This window comes from Photobacterium swingsii (genome assembly GCF_024346715.1).
GTDB classification, from domain to species: domain Bacteria; phylum Pseudomonadota; class Gammaproteobacteria; order Enterobacterales; family Vibrionaceae; genus Photobacterium; species Photobacterium swingsii.
The window spans coordinates 3452637-3475272 of record NZ_AP024852.1; the positions used below are offsets into that span (position 1 = coordinate 3452637).

At 45.9% G+C, this 22636-nt stretch carries 19 protein-coding genes and 1 tRNA gene; 3 read left to right on the top strand and 17 right to left on the bottom strand.

Features of this window, described 5'->3' with window-relative positions:
* Positions 1-3 precede the first annotated feature (3 nt).
* The 4 genes from rpsF to nsrR all read right to left on the bottom strand — a co-directional run bounded on the left by rpsF (position 4) and on the right by nsrR (position 4571).
* Positions 4-417 (bottom strand): 30S ribosomal protein S6, encoded by a 414-nt coding sequence (gene rpsF, locus OCU77_RS15600; RefSeq protein WP_048900358.1) that lies wholly within the window; start codon positions 415-417, stop codon positions 4-6.
* A 241-nt stretch (positions 418-658) separates the two neighbouring features.
* On the bottom strand, positions 659-1396 hold the full coding sequence (gene rlmB / locus OCU77_RS15605; protein ID WP_048900357.1) for a 23S rRNA (guanosine(2251)-2'-O)-methyltransferase RlmB: 738 nt from the start codon (positions 1394-1396) through the stop codon (positions 659-661).
* Positions 1397-1399: 3 nt separating this feature from the next.
* Positions 1400-3970 (bottom strand): ribonuclease R, encoded by a 2571-nt coding sequence (rnr, locus tag OCU77_RS15610; protein ID WP_048900356.1) that lies wholly within the window; start codon positions 3968-3970, stop codon positions 1400-1402.
* Positions 3971-4130: 160 nt separating this feature from the next.
* Positions 4131-4571 carry a nitric oxide-sensing transcriptional repressor NsrR gene (gene nsrR, locus OCU77_RS15615; protein ID WP_048900355.1) on the bottom strand — a complete coding sequence of 147 codons (441 nt, stop codon included), beginning with the start codon at positions 4569-4571 and terminating at the stop codon, positions 4131-4133.
* A 106-nt stretch (positions 4572-4677) separates the two neighbouring features.
* On the opposite strand from nsrR, the gene hmpA reads away from it, so the two are divergent.
* On the top strand, positions 4678-5862 hold the full coding sequence (hmpA, locus tag OCU77_RS15620) for an NO-inducible flavohemoprotein (protein ID WP_107303157.1): 1185 nt from the start codon (positions 4678-4680) through the stop codon (positions 5860-5862).
* A gap of 118 nt (positions 5863-5980) precedes the next feature.
* Here the strand turns inward: hmpA and motX are convergent, their stop codons facing one another.
* The 12 genes from motX to OCU77_RS15680 all read right to left on the bottom strand — a co-directional run bounded on the left by motX (position 5981) and on the right by OCU77_RS15680 (position 19193).
* The gene (motX, locus tag OCU77_RS15625; protein ID WP_048900407.1) at positions 5981-6607 is read right to left on the bottom strand and encodes a flagellar protein MotX; all 627 of its coding nucleotides are present in this window, start codon (positions 6605-6607) and stop codon (positions 5981-5983) included.
* Between the two features lie 268 nt (positions 6608-6875).
* Positions 6876-8192, bottom strand: a complete 1317-nt coding sequence (locus OCU77_RS15630) for an adenylosuccinate synthase (RefSeq protein ID WP_048900354.1) — start codon at positions 8190-8192, stop codon at positions 6876-6878.
* 122 nt (positions 8193-8314) lie between these two features.
* The gene (locus tag OCU77_RS15635) at positions 8315-8509 is read right to left on the bottom strand and encodes a DUF2065 domain-containing protein (protein ID WP_048900353.1); all 195 of its coding nucleotides are present in this window, start codon (positions 8507-8509) and stop codon (positions 8315-8317) included.
* 65 nt (positions 8510-8574) lie between these two features.
* Positions 8575-9567, bottom strand: coding sequence for a protease modulator HflC (hflC, locus tag OCU77_RS15640; RefSeq protein ID WP_048900352.1), 993 nt, complete (start codon positions 9565-9567; stop codon positions 8575-8577).
* Between the two features lie 2 nt (positions 9568-9569).
* A complete protein-coding gene (gene hflK, locus OCU77_RS15645) occupies positions 9570-10730 on the bottom strand; it encodes an FtsH protease activity modulator HflK (RefSeq protein ID WP_048900351.1) in 1161 nt (386 codons plus the stop codon).
* Between the two features lie 51 nt (positions 10731-10781).
* Positions 10782-12071 (bottom strand): ribosome rescue GTPase HflX, encoded by a 1290-nt coding sequence (hflX, locus tag OCU77_RS15650; RefSeq protein WP_048900350.1) that lies wholly within the window; start codon positions 12069-12071, stop codon positions 10782-10784.
* Between the two features lie 26 nt (positions 12072-12097).
* On the bottom strand, positions 12098-12364 hold the full coding sequence (gene hfq, locus OCU77_RS15655; protein ID WP_261855994.1) for an RNA chaperone Hfq: 267 nt from the start codon (positions 12362-12364) through the stop codon (positions 12098-12100).
* Between the two features lie 86 nt (positions 12365-12450).
* Positions 12451-13386 carry a tRNA (adenosine(37)-N6)-dimethylallyltransferase MiaA gene (gene miaA, locus OCU77_RS15660; protein WP_048900348.1) on the bottom strand — a complete coding sequence of 312 codons (936 nt, stop codon included), beginning with the start codon at positions 13384-13386 and terminating at the stop codon, positions 12451-12453.
* Positions 13379-15520 carry a DNA mismatch repair endonuclease MutL gene (gene mutL, locus OCU77_RS15665; RefSeq protein WP_048900347.1) on the bottom strand — a complete coding sequence of 714 codons (2142 nt, stop codon included), beginning with the start codon at positions 15518-15520 and terminating at the stop codon, positions 13379-13381. The genes miaA and mutL overlap by 8 nt, the downstream gene beginning before the upstream one ends.
* Before the next feature lie 2 nt (positions 15521-15522).
* A complete protein-coding gene (locus OCU77_RS15670) occupies positions 15523-17229 on the bottom strand; it encodes an N-acetylmuramoyl-L-alanine amidase (protein WP_107303158.1) in 1707 nt (568 codons plus the stop codon).
* A gap of 1 nt (position 17230) precedes the next feature.
* Positions 17231-17698, bottom strand: coding sequence for a tRNA (adenosine(37)-N6)-threonylcarbamoyltransferase complex ATPase subunit type 1 TsaE (gene tsaE, locus OCU77_RS15675; protein ID WP_048900346.1), 468 nt, complete (start codon positions 17696-17698; stop codon positions 17231-17233).
* Positions 17699-17705: 7 nt separating this feature from the next.
* The gene (locus OCU77_RS15680; RefSeq protein ID WP_107303159.1) at positions 17706-19193 is read right to left on the bottom strand and encodes an NAD(P)H-hydrate dehydratase; all 1488 of its coding nucleotides are present in this window, start codon (positions 19191-19193) and stop codon (positions 17706-17708) included.
* A gap of 299 nt (positions 19194-19492) precedes the next feature.
* Between OCU77_RS15680 and OCU77_RS15685 the strand changes: the two genes are divergently transcribed.
* Together OCU77_RS15685 and queG are read left to right on the top strand one after the other, a co-directional pair.
* On the top strand, positions 19493-20245 hold the full coding sequence (locus OCU77_RS15685; RefSeq protein WP_048900345.1) for a PEP-CTERM sorting domain-containing protein: 753 nt from the start codon (positions 19493-19495) through the stop codon (positions 20243-20245).
* Between the two features lie 234 nt (positions 20246-20479).
* Positions 20480-21613, top strand: coding sequence for a tRNA epoxyqueuosine(34) reductase QueG (gene queG / locus OCU77_RS15690; RefSeq protein ID WP_107303160.1), 1134 nt, complete (start codon positions 20480-20482; stop codon positions 21611-21613).
* Between the two features lie 924 nt (positions 21614-22537).
* Here queG and OCU77_RS15695 read toward each other — a convergent pair.
* Positions 22538-22613 (bottom strand) — tRNA-Gly (locus OCU77_RS15695).
* Positions 22614-22636 lie beyond the last annotated feature (23 nt).

Genomic DNA, 22636 nt, shown 5'->3' on the forward strand with positions numbered 1-22636 from the left:
AAATTACTCAGCTGCTGCTTCACCTTCAGCTTTCGCTGGAGCTTCTGCTGGAGCTTCTGAACGCTCGTCACGCTTAGAGAAACGCTCTGTACGCTCTTCTTTAGCCTTCATCATTGGAGATGGCTCAGTAACAGCGTTTTTCGCACGCATGATCATGTTACGGATCACTGCATCGTTGAAACGGAAGCTAGACTCAAGCTCGTCAATTACAGACTGCTCAGCTTCAACGTTCATAAGAACGTAGTGTGCTTTGTGCAGTTTGTTGATTGGGTAAGCCATTTGACGACGACCCCAATCTTCTAGACGGTGAATTTGACCACCAGAATCTTTGATTGAACCAGTGTAACGCTCGATCATGCCAGCAACCTGTTCGCTTTGATCAGGGTGCACCATGAATACGATTTCGTAATGACGCATTGGTTGCTCCTTACGGATTAATCAGCTTCCTGAATTGGCTCGGTTATCCAGAGGAAGCAAGGAACTAAAAAAGAACCGAGAATTTGGAGGCAGAATAGTATAGAGAATGGACAATTTTCGCAAGGCTTTTTACATCCATTCCCGTAAATACCAGCAAATAAAAAGGGTTGCTGTAATAGCAACCCTTCCATGAGCATTTTTGCTGCGAGTTATAGCGGATAACCGCGCTAACGACACATGATTAGCCTTGGCGTTGACGCACAGCTTCAAACAAACAAATGCCAGTCGCAACCGAAACATTCAAGCTTGAAACCGTTCCAGCCATAGGGATCTTAATTAAATCATCACAGGTCTCACGCGTTAGGCGGCGCATACCATCGCCTTCAGCCCCCATAACAATCGCCAATGGTCCTGTTAGCTTACTTTGGTACACGTCATGTGTGGCTTCACCTGCGGTGCCTACCACCCATACACCAAGCTCTTGAAGCGCACGTAACGTACGGGCAAGGTTAGTGACACGCACTAATGGCACAACTTCAGCGGCACCACACGCCACTTTAGAAGCGGTACCATTTAGCTGCGCTGAACGATCTTTCGGTACGATAACCGCTACCGCACCAGCCGCATCAGCATTACGCAGACATGCACCAAGATTGTGAGGATCTGTCACACCATCAAGTACCAACAACAATGGGTTTTCTTTACCCGCTAGAATCGCATCTAGGTCATTTTCGTTGTATTGCTTGCCCGCTTTAACACGTGCAATCACACCCTGATGAGACGCACCCTTTGCTTTGTCATCCAATGCTTTACGGCCCGCTTGCTGAACGGTGATCCCTAGCATATTGAGTTCATCTAATACTGGTTGTAGGCGGTCGTCTTCACGGCCTTTCAGTACGAAAACTTCAATAAACCGTGCAGGATCAGACGCTAATACAGCTTTGACGGCATGAATGCCGAAAATCATTTCATTACTCATTACTTAGTTCTTCTTTGCGGCGCGTTCAGCTTTGCCCGCGCGTTGCTTTTTCTTTTTACGAGCAGCAGTCGATGGTTTCTTTCTGCTTTTCGTTTTCGGTTTAGTATCGTCGCTTTTGCGTCCCTTCGGCTTTTTATCGCCATCTTCTTTAGGGATCGCACCCGCTTTTAGCTTTTGACGTACTGACGAACGATCTTTTTTCGATTTAGCACGGTGTTCTTGCTCAGCTGTCGCCTGCGCTTCACCACCTTCCACGCGATAAGACTTCAGGTTCTGACGCTGAAGGCCTTGTGCTTTACGCATACGCTGTTGCTTTTCTCGGGTTTTCGCCGTTTTACCCGCACCACGTGCTTTACGTGACGAGCCTACAATATCAAAATCAATCTGACGATCATTTAGATTAATTGCCGCGACTTTCACTTTCACGCTATCGCCTAAACGATATATTTGCCCAGAACTATCACCCACTAAACGCTGGCCGATAGGATCAAACTGGTAGTAATCATTCGCGAGATTTGAAATATGCACCAGGCCGTCGATGTTCAATTCTGTCAGACGAACAAAGAAACCAAAGCCTGTAACATTAGCAATCACACCGTCAAACTCATCACCCAGATGATCTTGCATGTACTCACATTTAAGCCAGTCAGCCACATCACGGGTTGCATCATCGGCACGGCGTTCGGTGGTCGAACATTGCTCGCCCAGTACATCGATGTCATCGAATGAATAATGGTAACCGCCTGTCGGCGTCCAGCGATCGGTATTAGTACCGTTCTGCTTGGCAATCAGATACTTGATGCCACGGTGCAGGGTTAAATCTGGGTAGCGACGGATTGGCGAAGTAAAGTGCGCGTATTGCTTCAGCGCCAAGCCAAAGTGACCAATATTATCCCCCTGATAAACCGCCTGCTTCATTGAACGTAGCAGCATGGTTTGGATCAGTTCTTTATCAGGACGATCTTGGATCATTGCTGCTAATGCCGCGTAATCGCTCGGTGACGGCGCAAGGCCACCTGATAAATTTAAGCTCAACTCACCCAAGAAGTCACGGAAACCCGTTAGGCGCTCTTCACCTGGGCTATCATGCACACGGTACAGCGCTGGCTCTTTGGCTTTTTCAACAAAACGTGCCGACGCAACGTTCGCCATGATCATACATTCTTCGATGATCTTGTGCGCTTCATTACGCTCTGCTGGCACAATACGGTCGATCTTGCGATCAGCATTGAAGATAAACTGGGTTTCGATAGTTTCAAATTCGATCGCACCACGTTCTTCACGTGACTTTTTGATCGTTTTGTACATCGCAAACAGCTCTTCAAGATGAGGGACTAGCGGCTGATAACGTTCACGTAGCACTTCATCCCCATCCAGCATCTTACTCACTTTGGTGTAAGTCAGGCGCGCATGTGAATTCATTACCGCTTCGTAATGTTTGTAACCCGATAGCTTACCTGTATCTGAGATAGTCATCTCACACACCATACATAAGCGATCAACTTGCGGGTTAAGCGAACACAGGCCATTCGATAACACTTCAGGCAGCATAGGGATCACTTGCGATGGGAAGTACACCGAGTTGCCACGGTTAATCGCTTCTTTATCCAGCGCAGAACCCTGACGAACATAGTGACTCACATCCGCAATCGCGACCCATAATCGCCAGCCACCAGACTTTTTACGCTCACAGAAAACCGCATCATCGAAGTCACGCGCGTCTTCGCCATCAATGGTTACTAACGGTAAGTCGCGTAAATCAACACGGCCTTGTTTGGCTTCTTCTGGCACATGCTCGCCCAAGCCTTCGATCTGCTTCTCGACCTCTTGTGGCCATTCATGGGGAATGTCATGCGTACGCAAAGCAATTTCAATCTCCATACCCGGTGCCATATTCTCACCAAGTACTTCAACGACTTTACCCACAGCATTGTATTGGCGTGTGGCACGTTGACTGATTTCAACCACAACCACATTACCCATACGGGCGCCCATGCGATTGTCTTGTGGGATCACAATATCTTGCGCAATACGCGAGTCATCAGGAACCACATACCCCATACCATCTTCAACAAAGAAGCGGCCCACAATTTGGCCTGTGCGTTCTTGTAATACACGAACTACACGGCCTTCACGACGACCACGCTTATCAACGCCGTCAGCCTGAGCCAAAATGTAGTCACCGTGCAACACACCACGCATTTGGTGGTTAGGCAGCAGTAAGTCGTCATCTTTACCAACACTGCCTTCAGGGCGGATAAACCCGAAGCCATCACGGTGGCCGATAACATAGCCTTTGATCAAATCAAGACGCTCAGGCAAGGCATAGCACTGGCGGCGAGTAAATATAAGTTGACCATCTCGCTCCATCGCACGTAAACGGCGACGAAGACCTTCATAGTGGTCATCCCCTTCCAATTTCAACTCAGTAAATAGTTGGTCGCGGCTCACAGGCGTACTAAACCCACGAATCACTTCCAGCAACATTTCACGGCTTGGAATCGGGTTTTCGTAGTTTAACGCTTCGCGATCGCGGAAAGGATCGACCGGTAAATCGGTAGTACCTTTAGGCATAAATAGATCCATATTGGCGAGGACATAACATTAGTATATCCAGACCATAGGTGAACAGATGGGAGCCAAGTACAAATTTAAGGCCATAGCCTAAGTACTTCACTCCACAGAATTTGAGGATGGCACTGAAGCGTGCCCTTTAAGAGAGATTGTACAGCGATTAGTTCAGCGGCTCAGCTGGCACATCTAACAACACACGCAGTGGTGGATTGTCATCAATTAAGCTTTCCAGCGTATGCTGATCCAACTCATTCAAAAACGCTTCACGTGCTGTCGCTAAAATACCTTTCAAACGACAAGCCGGAGTGATATGACAAAAATCTTCACTGCAATTGACGATCTGAAGCGGTTCAATTGCGCGGACAACATCTCCAACCACAATATCTTTTGCGGGCATGCCTAATCGGATACCACCATTTTTACCGCGTACAGTTTCAACGTAACCCAATTGACCAAGTTTATTTATAATCTTGACCATATGGTTACGCGACACGCTGTAAACGTCTGTCACTTTTGTAATGCTGGCTAATTCGCCTTCAGGCAAAGTGGCAAGATAGATCAACGCCCTTAAGCCAAAATCGGTAAAACTGGTTAACTGCACAATAGCTCCTCCTGGTAAGTATTCTAATCTTGTTATTGACTAAAAGATACAGATCGGATACAACTTATAACATACATTATAAATACAACTTCAAGAGAAAGTCGTAATGATTAGCCAACAAACCATTGATACTGTCAAAGCAACAGCGCCTGTTATCGCTCAAACAGGCCCTGCATTGACTGCTCACTTCTACCAGCGCATGTTCAGCCACAACCCTGAACTAAAAGACATTTTTAACATGAGTAACCAGCGTAACGGTGATCAACGTGAAGCGCTGTTTAATGCTATTTGTGCATACGCAAATAACATTGATAACCTCGCAGCACTATTACCTGCCGTTGAAAAGATTGCGCATAAGCACACCAGTTTTATGATCACAGCAGAACAGTACTCTATTGTTGGCGGCCACTTATTAGCGACAATTGATGAACTGCTATCACCAGGCCAAGCTGTACTTGATGCATGGGGCGAAGCCTATGGCGTATTAGCCAATGTCTTTATTCAACGTGAAGAAGCCATTTACCAAGAAAACGAAGCCAAAGACGGTGGTTGGCGCGGTACGCGTGAATTTGAAGTGATTGCTAAACAGCAAGAGTCTGAGGTGATCACCAGCTTTACTTTTAAGCCAACTGATGGCAAACCTGTATCAAGCTTTAAGCCGGGCCAGTACTTAGGAATTTACCTAACATCTGACGCATTTGAAAACCAAGAGATCCGTCAGTACAGCTTATCATCGGCTCCACAAGCCGATACCTACCGAATCTCTGTCAAACGCGAAGAAGGTGGCAAGGTATCTAGCTACCTACACAGTCAATTACAAGTCGGTGACAAGGTGCAACTGGCTGCCCCTGCGGGTGATTTCTTCTTAGAAGCGGCACCAACAACACCTGTTACGTTGATTTCTGCTGGTGTGGGATTAACCCCAACATTATCAATGCTAGAAACCTTAACAGCACACCAAGCACCGGTTAACTGGTTACACGCAGCAGAAAATGGAAGCCATCATGCCTTTAAAGATCACGTCAATGGTTTGGTATCGCAGCATGACCACTTCACAGCCAAAACTTGGTACCGTGAACCGTTAGCGGCCGATCGCCCAGCGGAAGATTTTGACTTCACTGGCTTAATCGATCTTAACCAAGTCGATAATCAGATCAATCATCCAGCAATGGAATACTACTTCTGTGGCCCTGTAGGCTTCATGCAACATGTCGCCAAACAGCTTATCGATTTAGGTGTAAGCGAAGATCGAATTCACTACGAATGCTTTGGTCCGCATAAAGTACTCTAGTATTCAATTCGAGTAACCCTATACTCAAAAAGAGCGCATCGGCGCTCTTTTTTGTGTCTGCTATTCTTGCTCGTTGCCAATGGCAAGCCGCATTAGCGTAACTGGCTAAAGGCTTAACTTACCAAAAGGTATCGCGGCGCTTGGCCCGAGCAATCACATTCGCGGGCATATGTGTTTCAAGGCTATGTCTTAGGGTGGTGATTTTGCGGTGGGTCGACTTATTAGCGACAACGGTGTTGTACAGCCAACGGTAAGCATCTTCGAAGTCGAGCGGACTACCATAGTTATTGAGCAACAATTCTGCCAATTGAATACGGGCAGCGACATTGCCCATTGAAGCAGCTTCACGTAGGTAGGGAATGGCACGTTCTCTGTCTTGCTGCACCAAGATACCACGAGCAAAATAACGACCGAGTTGCTCAAGTGCTGCTGGCGATCCTTGGTGAGCAGCCGATTGCATGTAATCTATTCCCAGCTCAACATCACGCTCAACACACACACCCCAAGCCAGCATATCACCGTACAAGAACTCGTAGGCCGGTGACTCCACTCGCTGGGCGCGCGCTTCGATATCTTGAACAAGCTGGCAATCATCAGCCTTAACACGCTCAAGGTGGCTATTGGAATCAAACAAACGAAATAGCTCAGATTCTGTGTACACCTCTACTGCTTCACCCACGCTTTCAATCGCATGTACTGGCGTTGCAAACAACACTGTTGAAAGAAGTAAGGTACGCAGTTTCATCACACTAAGCTCGTATTCCCTAAATAGTAACGCCACCAAGACGCTGCACGGTTTACCAGACGAATGGCTGGCAGTACAAAGCGTATCGGCGAAGGCGGCAAACTCTTTAATAAGTTTTCGCAAAAACGGCATTTTTTTGCCGCAATATCACAAAAACAATTCACCTTTTTGACACCAAGAAAAAGACCAAGCTGATATTTAGGCAAAAGGTAAATTACAGGTATAAAAAAGCCAACCCTTAGGTTGGCTTTTGGCAAAACATCAACAATTACTCACCGTATGGGTGAACCTTGATGATAGTTTCGTTACGGTCTGGGCCTGTTGAAATAATATCAATTGGCACACCCGTTAGCTCTTCGATGCGAGCGATGTAATCTAGTGCGGTTTGTGGAAGCGCATCTAGTGATTTAGCACCGAAAGTATTTTCAGACCAACCAGGCATTGTTTCGTAGATTAGCTCTAGATCTTCGTAAGCGTCAGCCGCCATTGGAGATACTTCTAGAATTTCGCCATCTTTGGTTTTGTAGCCAGTACAGATTTTAAGCTCTTTTAAGCCATCCAGTACGTCTAGCTTAGTTAGGCAGAAACCTGAAATAGAGTTGATTTGTACTGCGCGGCGCATAGCCACTGCATCGAACCAACCTGTACGACGTAGGCGACCAGTTGTTGCGCCAAACTCGTTACCTACTTCACCTAGGTGCTTACCTACAGGGTCTTGCTTGTCTAAGCCATCGTATAGCTCAGTTGGGAATGGACCCGCACCTACACGTGTGCAGTATGCTTTCGCGATACCTAGAATGTAACCTAGGTGACGAGGACCAAAACCAGAACCAGCAGCAACACCACCAGCAGTCGTGTTAGAAGAGGTTACGTACGGGTAAGTACCGTGGTCGATATCTAGCAGCGTACCTTGCGCACCTTCGAACATGATTTTGTCGCCACGTAGACGTGCGTCATCAAGTTCTTTAGTTACGTCAATAACCATAGCCGTTAGGATATCTGCCTGTGCCATAACGCCAGCCAGTACATCTTCGTAGCTTACAGGTTCAGCATTGTAGTAATGCTCAAGCTGGAAGTTATGGTAAGCCATGACTTCTTTTAGCTTCTCAGCGAATGCAGCTTTATCGAATAGGTCGCCAACGCGTAAACCGCGACGTGCAACTTTATCTTCGTACGCAGGACCGATACCACGACCTGTTGTACCAATCGCTTTTTTACCGCGAGCAAGCTCACGCGCTTGGTCAAGCGCAATGTGGTATGGAAGAATTAGCGGACAAGCTTCTGACAGGAACAGACGTTCACGAACAGGGATACCACGTTCTTCTAGTGGGCCCATTTCTTTCATCAGAGCATCTGGAGAAAGTACAACACCGTTACCGATGATACATTTAACGTTGTCACGCAGGATACCTGATGGGATCAGGTGAAGGACAGTTTTCTCACCGTCAATGACAAGGGTATGACCTGCATTGTGGCCACCTTGGTAGCGTACTACATACTTTGCATCTTCGGTTAATAGATCAACGATCTTACCTTTACCTTCGTCACCCCATTGGGTGCCAAGAACGACTACATTATTTGCCATCTTTCTTCGTCTATCAGTAGTTAAAAAAGGATTCTAGCACCTTAGCGTGCGGGTTGCAGTCATTTTTTGACCATAGCAATTATTTTTGCAAGAAGATTGTCACAAGCAACTGCTAGCATAATTTACAGGTTGCGATACATCATGTAGGCAATCGTACAGCCAGCAACCACCAAGCATCCACCAATACGACGCAATGTGTTGTCATCTTGCTGAGCCAATTGCCCTACCATCTCGCGCCAACCTTTCGGCACTAAGAGTGGCCCTAACCCTTCAAACACTAAGACAAGCCCGAGCGCTAACCAAATTGCATTATTCACTTTTATTCCTCCCAAAAAAAAGACAAGGCCTAAGCCTTGTCTCTATTATCACTCGCATCGCTAACTTAGTTAATACCGTCAGACTGCTTCATGTAACGGAAGAAATCTGAATTCGGGTCAACCACTAGCATGTCGTTTTTCGAATTAAAGCTGTTTTCGTATGCCTTAAGGGAACGAACAAAGTTATAGAACTCTGCGTGGCCTTTAAACGCATCAGCATAAATTTTCGCAGATTCCGCATCTGCCGAACCGCGAACAACACGCGCTTCACGATCAGCTTCTGCAAGGATCTTCGCGACTTCTAGCTCAGATTGAGCACGAATAACTTCAGCTTTCTCACGACCTTGTGAACGGTGCTTACGTGCAACCGATTCACGCTCTGCACGCATACGACGGTAGATAGACTCACTGATCTCATCTGGTAGGTTGATTTTCTTCATACGGAAATCAACCACTTCAATGCCTAGGTCTTTTGCACTTTCTTGCGCTTCAACCAATACATCAGCCATGATTTTATCACGTTGGCCTTCAACTTCTTTACGCGGCACAACTTCGTCTACGATAGTCGTTGCTGGCGCAGTGTCATCAGCGATAACGGCACCTGGATCAACTTTCTCGCCACGGTCAGGACCTGAAACGATTTGCTTGATCTCTTTCGCACCAATTTCAGCACGTAGGCTATCAACCACTTTACGTTTCAATAGCGCTTCAGCTGTCGACTTGTCACCACCACCCGTTGTTAGGTAGTAAGCACCAAAGTCTTTGATGCGCCACTTAACGTAAGTATCAATGATAACGTCTTTTTTCTCAGCTGTTACGAAACGATCAGCTTGATCATCCATCGTTTGGATACGTGCATCTAACGTACGAACACGGTCAAATACAGGCACCTTAAAGTGCAAACCTGGCTCATAAATACGTGCCACTTCAGTATTATTGTCTTTAATAATACGACCGAAACGTACCACGATACCGCGATCACCTTCTTTAACCACAAAGATCGACATCAGTAGTAAAGCAATGAAAATCACTACTACTGGGATAATTAACTTACGCATTATTAATATCTCCCCTGACGACCAGTGTCATTACGCGGTGTTGTCACTGGAGTCGGTGTTGCCACTTTCTCTAGTTCGATACCGTAAGAGCTGCTTGATGATTTCTTCGGCTTAGCTTGAGTTTCGCCTTGGTTCATCAGCTTATCTAGCGGTAAATACAGCAAGTTACCGCTCGATTCAGAATCGATCATCACCTTACTTGTACTTGAGTAAACACGCTCCATCGTATCAAGGTACAAACGGTTACGCGTTACTTCAGGTGCTGCTAAGTATTCAGGCAGTAGTTTTTCGAATTGAGCAACTTCACCCAATGCACCGTTAACCACTTTCTCAGAATAACCTTCAGCTTCTTTTTTCAGACGTTCTGCACGACCTGTCGCTTTTGGCAAAATATCATTGCTGTAAGCTTCAGCTTCACGAACAAAACGCTCTTCATCTTCTCGCGCTGCGATTGCATCATCAAATGCATCTTTCACCGCTTCTGGTGGACGCGCTGATTGGAAGTTCACATCTACAACCAAAATACCCATGTCGTACTTCGCAATGATCTTATCAATTGCTTCTTGGGTATTGGCACGAATCGTTTGACGACCCGTTGTCAGTGCTTCATCCATTTTTGAATCACCGATCACAGCACGTAATGCTGAATCAGTTGCTTGGCGTAAGCTATCGTCAGCGTTCGTCACGCTAAACAGATATTTCTGTGCATCAGATACACGGTACTGAACATCCATTTCTACTTTCAATACGTTTTCATCTTTGGTCAGCATAAGACCAGAGCTACGTAGTGAACGAATCGCTTGAATGTTGACAGCTTCCACTTCGTCAATGAACGTTGGTTTCCAGTTCAGACCTGGATCAACCATTTCATAAAACTTACCGAAACGAAGAACCACACCGCGCTCTGCTTCACCGATAGTGTAGAAACCCGAGAAGCCCCACACGGCAACAGCCAGCACCGCAATAGCTCCTAAACCAGCAGCACCACCGCCACCCGTTGAAGAACCACCTTTCTTATTCCCAAAAATACCGCCAACCTTACGACTCAGTTTTGAAAAAACTTCATCTAGATCGGGCGGGCCTTGTTCACGTCCACCGCGATTATTATTACCCCAAGGGTCTTTATCACGGCCGCCGTTGTTTCCAGGCTCATTCCACGCCATTATAGAACTCCATCAATGTGATATGACGACAGTTTTTTTAACAACACATCCTCAACTGACAACAAAGTCATCCAGTGATGCACTGTCTCTTTTTTCTAACCGCGACCAATCAGCCTGCGGTAAGCGAATGTCAATCGTCAGGCTGCCATCCGGTTCATATTCTTCACGCAAGATACAGTCCAACTGGCAAAACTTACTACGAATACGACCAATATGTTGCGGTGGTAACCGCAAGGTATGGCAGATCATAGTGCCAGCTAAACGCTCTGTTAGCGCTTGGAATAGTAAATCGATACCGATCCCTTCCATCGCTGATACCCACACGCGGCGAGGAACCCCCTCGTCATCACGTTCAATACGTGGTTCAGCCCCTTCCAGGTTATCGATTTTATTCATCACTATCAGCATCGGCACCTCACCGGCATCGATCTCTTCAAGCACATCATCAACCGCTTCAATATTTTCACGGAAGCGATCATCACTGGCGTCCACCACATGAAGCAACAAGCTCGCTTCTTGGGTTTCTTTCAGTGTGGCTTTGAATGCTGCCACCAAGTCGTGGGGCAAGTGACGAATAAAGCCAACGGTATCCGCTAGAATCGAAGTGCCAACATCAGCGACTTCAATTTTGCGAAGCGTTGGGTCGAGGGTCGCAAACAGCTGATCAGCTGCATAAACCCCAGCATCTGTAATACGGTTAAACAGTGTTGATTTACCCGCATTGGTATAACCAACAAGTGAGATTGTTGGGATTTCAGCACGGTTTCGCGCTCGACGACCTTGATCACGCTGTTTAGATACTTTCTCTAAACGACGTAAAATCGCCTTAATACGATCACGTAATAAGCGACGGTCAGTTTCCAACTGAGTTTCACCAGGGCCACGTAAACCTATCCCGCCTTTTTGGCGCTCAAGGTGCGTCCAACCTCGGATCAAACGTGTAGAAATATGACGCAATTGCGCCAACTCAACTTGCAGCTTACCTTCGTGAGTACGCGCACGTTGGGCAAAAATATCCAATATCAGGCCAGTACGGTCTAATACGCGACATTTGCAAAGGTATTCCAAATTGCGCTCTTGCGCGGGAGAGAGGGCATGATTGAAGATGACTATTTCAGCCCCTTCCATTCGTACCGCATCAGCAATTTCTTGCGCCTTACCTTCTCCGACGTAATATTTAGGGTGGGGAGTCTTACGGCTGCCTGTAACTACACGCAGTGTATTGACTCCCGCAGAGGAGACCAGCATTTCACATTCGCTTAGATCTTCCCATTCCCCTTCTTGCGTGAAGTTGATATGAACAAGAATTGCCTGCTCACCGGCTTCATAACGGTCAAACAAGCAACCAACTCCTTAACAAAGAATGATTATTCTTCTGTTTTCTCTTGAGGACGGTCACCTGCTGGACGCTCACCTGTGTGATGATGATTCACTGGGCGAGCAGGAACAACAGTAGAAATTGCGTGCTTGTATACCATTTGGTTTACAGTGTTTTTAAGTAGGATCACAAACTGATCAAATGATTCGATTTGACCTTGCAATTTAATGCCGTTTACCTGGTAAATTGAAACCGGGATTCGTTCACGACGTAGCGCATTCAAAAACGGGTCTTGCAAAGATTGCCCCTTAGCCATTATTTCTTTTCCTTATTAGTTTGTAGTTGTATTAGCAACGAACAAAAATTAAAAATACGCAAAACAGTAATGAGTATACACGTTTATCAAACATCACATCTAACTGAGTTTGTGACTGTTTGTAACGCTATATCTACGTTACTGCTATCCAACCAGGTCAAATTTTCCCAGCCTCTCAGCCAAGTAATTTGACGCTTCGCCAATTGACGGGTAGCACAGACTCCGCGAAAAATTGCTTCATCCTTATCACACTGCCCGTCCAAATAGTCCCACATCTGACGGTAACCAACACAACGAATAGAGGGTAAATCCGGCGTCAGGTCTTCACGCTCATAAAGCGCACGAACTTCTTGTTCAAAACCTGCTTCCATCATTTTGCCAAAACGTTGTTCGATCCGTTGATGCAGTACAGCCCTATCCATGGGAGCTATTGCAAATTGATGAACCTTATAGGGTAGAGGTTCACCTTGAGTTTGTGTTAACTCTGTTAAAGTTTTACCCGAAATACGGAAAACTTCCAATGCGCGAGAAAGACGCTGTGGATCGTTTGGGTGAATTCGAGCACCTGCAACAGGGTCAATACGCACTAATTCATCATGGAGAGCTTGCCAACCCTGTTCAGCTGCATCACGTTCGATCTGCGCTCGCACATCGTAGTCTGCTGCTGGCAATGGCGATAGCCCTTCCAGTAATGCTTTAAAATACAACATGGTGCCACCCACAAGAAGTGGTATGCGCCCTGCTGCAACTATATCAGCCATTTCTTTTAACGCATCGGCTCTGAAGTCTGCAGCCGAATAACTTTGCGCTGGATCACGAATATCAATCAGTCGGTGAGGCGCTAAGGCGAGTTCTCGCTCATCTGGCTTAGCCGTACCAATGTCCATATCTTTATAGATAAGGGCAGAGTCGACACTAATCAACTCTACAGGTAGCTGTTCTCGTAAACGAATTGCTAAATCAGTTTTACCTGATGCGGTCGGGCCCATTAAAAAAATGGCCTGTGGTAATGGCTTACTCATGATTAAATGCTTCTATTGCTTCGTCGATATTCACCGGGCGCAGCAAATTCTGATAATAAAGTTCAAGATCATTGGCCCATAAATGCTCAAGCTCAGTCACTAACTGAATCGCTTGGGACAGACTAAAAGCGTCTGTTGGCATCACACATTGCGCTGCCAGCCAATCTAATAATTTATCCCAACCTTGGGCTTGTTGATCCTCAGCAACGGATAATAAATACGTTAATAGATTTGGGATCAGTTGCTGTAAATTTTGCTGTCGAAGTGGCATGCACACCGACAAAATAATTAGGCCATTATTGTTTTTCTTCTTCAGCTGAATACCCAGCTGTTTTAACAGCAACGCATGTTGCTCTGCACATGCGATCAATTCAGGCTCAACGGGCACTGAATGCGGGATCAATAATGGTTGCGCTTTCAAGCCTTCGCTTTGTGCTAGTTTTAGCTGGCCTTTATGACGCAAACGTTGCGCCACATCTAAAGACAGCAAATAAACGCCATCTTCACGGCTTAATAATAAAAAGCGCTGGGCAACAAGTGATAATGCCTTGCCAAGCCCAACATGACTACTGCCACCAATCGGAGGGTTTACCGATCGAGCGATTGGCGTAGTCGGTGCACTCGGTTGCCATTCACGCTGCGATAATGCTGACGGTGTGACCTCTTGGCTGCTCTGCTGCGATGCTGACGATGGCTGATTCAGTGAAGCAGACACAGAATGGCTTGGCACATTCAAATTAACGGTTGGCGTACGGCTGCTATCAGCAGTTTGCATTAACCGTTGATACGCAGCAACCTCTTGTTTTGAAGGCGCATCACTACCAAATTGTCGCCCCTTGCCTGAATAAGCCGATGGCGATGTAGTTCCAGCATTCGGTACTTTCACACCCGTACTTTCTCTGGGAGCTTGTTGCCCATGATGCTGGGTTGATGCGCGTTCAACGAGCATGCGCTCATCGGTATGTAACCAATCACTCGCATTGGCTTTATTGGGATAATCAGGCGTATTGGCTATTGCTGCAGATGAGGGGGCAGCTTCAGCAATCTGATGCGTTGGCTGGTCGCTAGGTTCTGCGTAATGCTGAGCCGAGGCACTGGCACGTTGAGGCGTTTGATACATCGCCTCACCTTCCGCCATGCTCTGCTGCAATGCACTTTGCACGGCCTGATAAATAAAATCATGTACCCAGCGTCCTTGATGAAAACGCACTTCATGCTTTGCAGGATGCACATTCACATCGACCTGATGCGGGTCCACTTCAATAAACAAGACATAGGCAGCATACTGATCGGACGGTAAACTGCTTTCATAAGCCTGACGAATCGCGTGGTTGATGAGTTTATCTTTCATCATCCGGCCATTCACATAGCAGTATTGAATATCGTTTTGTGCCCTAGCACCATGCGGATTACAAATCCAACCAGACAGTTTTAAATCACCATGCTCAAGTTCAACCGCAAGCGCGTGTTTCAGAAAAGGCCCACCACACACCGCAGCTAAACGACGCTCTTTCTGCACCTGTGTTTCTGAGGCGCGGTACTGGCGAATAAGCTTACCGTTATGACGAAGATTAATCGCTACATCAAAACGACTCAAAGCAATACGCTTGAGCAATTCATCAATATGGTTGAATTCGGTTTTCTCAGTACGTAAGAACTTACGACGCGCAGGCGTATTGAAAAACAGATCCAACACTTCCAGTGTCGTTCCCACAGGGTGCGCAGCAGGTTTAAGCTGCACATCCATATCACGCCCCTCGGCATACGCCGACCAAGCTTCCTCTTGGTCTTGGGTACGCGAAGTAATGGTTAGCCGCGACACCGAGCTAATACTAGCCAGTGCTTCACCACGAAAACCTAAACTTACAATGGCTTCTAGATCGTCTAGCGAAGAAATCTTCGAGGTGGCATGACGACTTAGCGCCAAACCCAACTCATCTTTCACGACCCCTTTGCCATTATCCCGAATTCGGATTGTCCGACTCCCCCCTTTATCGATATCAATATCGATTCGGGTTGCGCCAGCATCGAGGCTATTTTCGACCAACTCCTTAACCACTGAAGCGGGACGTTCCACTACCTCACCTGCTGCAATCTGGTTTGCCAGTCTGGCAGGTAATATCTGAATGGGCATAATTAACTTCTAGGTATGACTAATTTCTGACCGACGGCCAAGTTATCAGAGCTTAGCTTATTCGCACTTCGAATACTATCGACACTGACACCATATTGGCTGGCTATTTTACCTAAAAACTCACCGCGTTTAACGGTGTGATTCAATGCTTTACGATTACTTAAGTTAATTTTCAACTTTTGGCCAACGGCCAATGAATCAGAACGTAACTTGTTCTCGCTTCTGATACTCGCCACAGTCACGCTGTACTTCTCAGCAATCTTGCCAAGAAACTCACCGCGCTGCACTGTGTGCGTCACGATTTTCGCCTTTGCTGGCGCAGGTTTATTCACGGCAACTGTCGTTGATGACGGCGCTTTACCACCTGGGATCGACAGAACCTGCCCAATCCTAACCGTGTTGGATGTTAAGTTATTGGCTTGCTTAATCGCACTAACCGAAGTGTTATAGCGCTTAGCAATGATACTCAACGATTGTCCTGAGGTTACCTTGTGTTTAATACCGTGCTTACGCGACGCAAACAGGGTGCCTTCGGGTGGCTTTTCATTGAAGTACTGCAACACACCTTTATAAACCGCATTAGCGATTTTATTCTGATGCGCTGACGAATTCAGTAAACGCTCTTCTTTAGGGTTAGTAATAAAACCCGTTTCAACCAACAAAGAGGGAATATCAGGCGATTTTAAAACCGCTAAACTTGCATGTTCAGGGCGGCTTTTATGTAGTGTAGTGACACGCCCCAATTCTTTCAGCACCCGAGAGGCAACGTCGTAACCTTCTTTTTGCGAATGACTAAATTGCAAATCAAGAACAGCCATACTTAAATATTGATCATCGTTGTCACCCGACAACACATCACCACCACCAAGCAGTTGCGATTGTTTTTCGGTTTGTTCAATCCAGCGACCAATTTCAGAGTTAGCTCTACGGGTATTTAACACCCATACCGATGCGCCTCGTGGCTGTGGTTTATGAAAACCATCGGCATGAATCGATACCAGTAAGTGGGCTTTGTTTTTACGCGCAATTTCAGAACGTTTATTCAAATTAACGAAGTAATCACCACGGCGAGTTAATACAGCCTTCATACCTGGCGTCGCATTAATTTTAGCGGCAACACGCTTCGAAACATCAAGCGTGACATTCTTTTCATATTTACGCGTAGGTCCAATAGAACCAGGGTCTTCACCACCGTGTCCTGGGTCAATCGCAATAATGATGTCGTCGTTACCCGAAGGAAGCTGCGCAGCATGATTTTCAACCGCAGGTTTTGGCTTCGTCGGTTTGACGACTACTGCTTTTTTGCCATGGGGTAAATCCAGCACTAAACGATGGCCATAGTGTCCATCAGGGGTTGGAGCTAGGGTAAATAATTTTGGGGTCATGCCCGTTTTTATTTCAAACACCAAACGGAATGAACGCTTGTCTGGTGCTCCGCTGCTGCGAATTTTTTTCAAAACCTCACTATCTTTCACCACGACTGGCAGCTTGGTTTTTAAAGTCGTCTTCTTTAAATCCACCACCAAACGGTTAGGTTTAGTTAGGGTAAAGTAGGAATATACCGCCTCGCTTTGCATGTCGAGAACAACGCGGGTTTCGTCAGGCGCAGGCCATACACGAATACTCTTTAGCTCATTGGCCCATGCCGCCATAGTGCTAAATAACCCAGCCCCTAAAATTACAATCTGAAAAAAAGTCCGCACAGACATCCTATCGACACAACTCCAAATGTTTAACTAACGCCATACCGTACTCATTGTTAGCCGTTAATGTGGCTTTACGTTGTTCGCCATGGTAGCGCATATCTAATTCTAGGTCGGGTTGAGGCAATAAGCCGTGTCCTTTTTCAGGCCACTCCACCAAACAAATTGCATCAGCAGAGAAGTAATCACGGATCCCCATGAATTCTAACTCTTCAGGATCGGCAAGGCGGTAAAGGTCAAAATGATACACTTGCCAAGGTGGCAGTTCGTAAGGTTCTACTAAGGTGTAAGTTGGGCTCTTCACATTTCCCTGATGGCCTAATGCACGAATAAAACCACGACTGAAGGTTGTTTTACCGGCACCTAAATCACCATGAAGGTAAATCGTTGTTTGACGTTCACAGGCTTGCGCTAATTGCAGGCCTAATTCTACCGTCGCTTGCTCATCAGCAAGTTGAATTTCAATTGTTTGCATTATCTTATTATCTTGAATTGACCAATTGTCGAATATACGGGAATAAATCACTGGCTATCATCCCACGCTCTCCCTCTAGAGCGCAAAGATCAGCGGCTTTACTGTGAATAAACACGCCCAGCATCGCGGCATCTGATAATGATAAATTTTGCCCCAATAGGCTACCAATAATACCAGATAACACATCACCCATACCGCCAGTCGCCATACCTGGGTTGCCGGCTCTGCATACCGTTAAGCACACCCCATCAAAAACTAAGGTGCCAGCTCCTTTTAATACAGCAACTCCGCCGTATTTTTGTTGTAGCCGTTGCACGGCTAAAAAGCGGTCGGCTTCAATTTCAGCAATGTTACACGCAAGTAATCGCGCAGCTTCACCTGGGTGAGGGGTAATTATACGATTATTTTTATAGTCAGGGGAAAGGGCTAATAAGTTCAATCCATCTGCATCGACGACCATTTTTTTTTCACAGTCCGCTAAATGGAAATAAAGTGCTTTGCCCCAATCATTGGTTCCTAAGCCTGGCCCAAGAACAATAACATCACTCCAATCACGTTGCTGCCTGATTTCATGAGCTTTTTCTTGCCAACCTTGCACCATTATCTCAGGGCGTGCTGCGACAATTGACATAACATTGTCAGGTTGCGTGACAACAGCGGTTAAACCAGAGCCTGTACGTAAACAAGCTTCAGCAGCTAAGCGAATCGCTCCTGCCATACCGAGGTTGCCACCAAAGCATGTTACTCGACCATGATCGCCTTTATGGGCAGTCCGCTTTCGCTGCGATAATAACGCAGGAATAATCTCGTCAGTCAGTGAGGTTGCACTTGCTTGTTGTTGGTCATCAAAAATCTCACCAACACCCAGCCCAGCAAAAAAAAGCTTACCCACCACATTGGGGGCTTGCCCAGTCACAAGACCTTGCTTAACACCAATAAAGGTTACCGTGCTATCTGCTTGAATTGCACAACCCAGTATTCGTCCAGTATCAGCGCATAAACCGGAAGGCACATCCACCGCAATTACAGACTTATGAGCTTGATTAATTGTATTGATTAACTCACTGGCGTCATCGCGTACCATACCCGACAACCCCGTACCTAAAAGCGCATCAATAACCACATCGACACCAGCAGGCAACTCTGTTTGTGGAGTGCCAATCAGCCCCTTAGCTGCCAACCAAGTATCACGCGCGCGCGCTGCATCGCCAGTTAGTTGATTGGCGTCACCAAGATGCCACACTTCAACATCAATCCCTGCAGCTACTGCCAAACACGCAACAATATAACCATCGCCACCATTATTACCGCCACCACAACAAATAAGTATTGAGTTTACTGAACACGGCATCTTTTTAAGACATTCAAAAACAGCAGCGCCAGCTCGTTCCATCAAGGTATACATCGAAACCTGTACACTTTTCGCGGCTGCTCGTTCGCCCACCCTGACCGTGTTAGCTTGATAAAGCGTAAGAGGTAATACTGAAGTCACCATCACGTTATCCTTTTTCTGATGATGGAATAAGTGCCTACTCTCGACACGAACATGTACGGAGCAAAATAAGCATCACTATATAAATAAAATACCGCGCTGTAATCCACCGAAACGACAAACTAAAGAACAACAAACAAAGTGTCAGCTTTATTTACAGTCGTGGCACGCTACTCACCATTTGATTTTCTAACCCTATAAAAAGAAAGGTCTTAATTAATTGGCACCCCCTTTGCTTTGTTAGCTATACAACAAAGCGCTAGCACATTGACTAACGCCATCGGAAGTCCAGGGAGATACAAATGAAAAAGTTAGTATTAGCTTCAGCATTACTTGGTTTCACCCTTAACGCCCAAGCAACCACCGTTATTTTTGATGACTTTGATATAGGTCACGGCCCCCTTAATATTGGTGCAGGCGGTGCGCAAAGCCAAGATGCTCGATTAACCAACCCCGCTGTTATTTTAGGTGGTGAGCGCGACATTCGCTTAACCGTCACCACAGCAACTGGCGCATCAACAGATGCCTTGGCTGAAGCTGGCATTAACCCGATGGGCTCTCAGCTTAGTTGGAGTAATTCGAGTGGCGCTGTCTCTTGGGTCGAGATGGTCTACGATGGCACAACGAATGCACATAACGCCGCAGGCCCTTACACGACAACTCAGGGTAATAATATTGATACCGATGGGCTGGGTGGTATCGACTTATCAACCTTCACAGACTTCTTCTTTAATGTCACGGCCAATGATGATGCGAATGACTTTGACTACTACTTTAGCGTCTACGATACCTCTGGTGCATCAGCCACATTCAACGGCACAAATATGGGGAATACAGGCCAAGTATTGTTAGATCTCTCTAATTTTGCCGCTGTAAATCTAACTCAAGTTGGTGCCATTTCTTGGGGCTTCAAAGGTGATGGTGATTCCATCGATATTAAAATTGACTCTTGGGGTGTCGTACCAGAGCCTTCAATTATGGCTATCTTCGGTACAGGTTTATTAATGTTTGGAGCTATGGGCTATCGCCGTAAGGAAAAAGGTGAATCCGCATAAAGGGCATTTATCGCCTTACCGATCTCTTATGTTCCACATTTACGAGAAGCACAAGAGTAAGTGACAAGATCAAAAGGAAGAAGCCTAACCCCTTCTTCTTTTTTATCTTTCTCTACTCCACGCCTAACGCCCGCAAAAAAGCAGTATCTCCAACGCTTAACCATCAAGACTTTCACGAAATAACAGCACTATTCTATGCTACACTTCGCCCCCCGAAATTGAGCGAGCAACACCATGAGCATCGACTATCACGCCCTAGCCCAACAAATTAAGCTGTGGGGACAAGAATTAGGTTTCCAACATGTTGGGATCTGCGATGTCGATCTAAGCCAACATGAGGCCCAACTTCAGCGTTGGCTAGATGCGGGATATCATGGTGAAATGGATTGGATGGCGCGCCACGGTATGATGCGTGCTCGTCCACATGAACTGCTACCAGGTACAGTGCGTGTCATTAGCGTACGCATGAATTATTTACCACCAAATGCAGAGTTCGCTCAAACATTAAAAAACCCAGCCAAAGCCTACATTAGCCGCTACTCTCTCGGGCGCGACTACCACAAGCTAATTCGTAATCGCCTGAAAAAATTAGGGCAAAATATCGAACAAGTCGTTGGCCAATTTGGTCATCGCCCCTTCGTCGATTCAGCGCCTATTTTAGAACGACCATTAGCAGAAAAATCAGGACTTGGATGGACAGGCAAGCACTCTCTAATCTTGAGCCAAGAAGCTGGCTCGTGGTTTTTCTTAGGGGAATTACTGATAGATTTACCGCTTCCTGTCGATACGCCAGAAAGTAACCAATGCGGCAAGTGCGTTGCTTGCATGACGAGTTGCCCAACAGGTGCAATTATTGAAGAAGGTGTGGTTGATGCAAGACGCTGTATTTCTTATCTGACAATTGAGTTTGATGGCATAATCCCTGAAGAGTTTCGCGAAAAAATAGGGAACCGCATCTATGGCTGTGATGACTGCCAATTAGTTTGCCCATTTAATCGCTTTTCTGATATTACAGAAGAAGAAGACTACCACTGCCGTAACAGCTTATATCAGCAAGACACTCTTGCGCTGTTTGCATGGGACGAAGCAACCTTTCTAAAAAATACTGAAGGCTCCGCTATTCGGCGAATTGGCCACATACAGTGGCTCCGCAATCTCACTATCGCACTCGGTAATGCCCCTTACCAGCCAGAAATCATTGATGCTTTGAACGATAAACTCGCACTCAATGAAATATTGGACGTCCATATTTATTGGGCACTTGAGCAACAACAACAAAAACGAGCAGCAATCAGTATCGATGTACTTCCAACAAAAACAAAGCGCCTAGTTCGAATTATCGAAAAAGGCTTACCACGCGATGCGTAATGCACGCAGCATACTAACATTTCAGTTTTAGCTACTATTCCTATACAAAATGCGAGCTAGGTCAGCATTCAGTGTATATGTGGAAAACATTTGCAGTTTATGGCTTTTCGCCTATAGAGCAAACAATTAAACACAGATGCACTTAATCAGCATCAGCGCATTTTTTCCACAAGAACAGATACTGATCAAGCTGTATATAAAGTTGGGAGTAAAAGCTTAAAATAAATAAAAAACAATCGCTTAGGGTGTGAGTAAAGTTATCAAGATAGATCTATCGCGAGGTATAAAAAGAAAGGTATAAAAGTTATTCACACGGCATCAGCACATGTAATCAACTAACTTATTCACAGCAACCACAATGTGGATAACTCTGTTAATTAAGATCGGAGATCCCCTGTTAATATCATTGCGAGGCCAAGTAATATAAGCCTTTAGATGAAAAACAGTACTGGATAAGAGAGCAGGTATTATTTGAAGCTTACTTTACCCGTCTAGCTCGTTGTATGAGCATTCACTAGGGTAACGCTACACAGCTATTAATCGTCACAGAGCATTAAAATCAACAGATAACAAGAACAACCTCATAGAGGTTGCAGTGTAAATTTTAATGATGTTTGAAGCTGTTCACTTCTATGTATCCTAACCAACGTTAGGAATTTTGGAGCAACATGCAGGTGGCTTTCACACTTGGAAACCTGATGCAGCTAGGGACTATTACTTCACAGTAGTAGGGTACCGTTAACTACGGTAATAATTTTTGCAGTTTTTTAACTGAAAACACTTTTTCATAAAGAAAAAGTGGGGGTGATGCACGAGGTTCCCAATCTTCGGGGAGCTAGGCGTGACCTCAACCTTGGTAAGGTTGTACTCTACCAGCTTTACCTGTGTTTCACTTTCTCACCACTTTCGTCATGAGATTCAATTTGGAGCGACACACGAGGTTCGAACTCGTGACCTCAACCTTGGCAAGGTTGCGCTCTACCAGCTGAGCTAGTGTCGCATGCTTGTATTTCAACAAGTAAA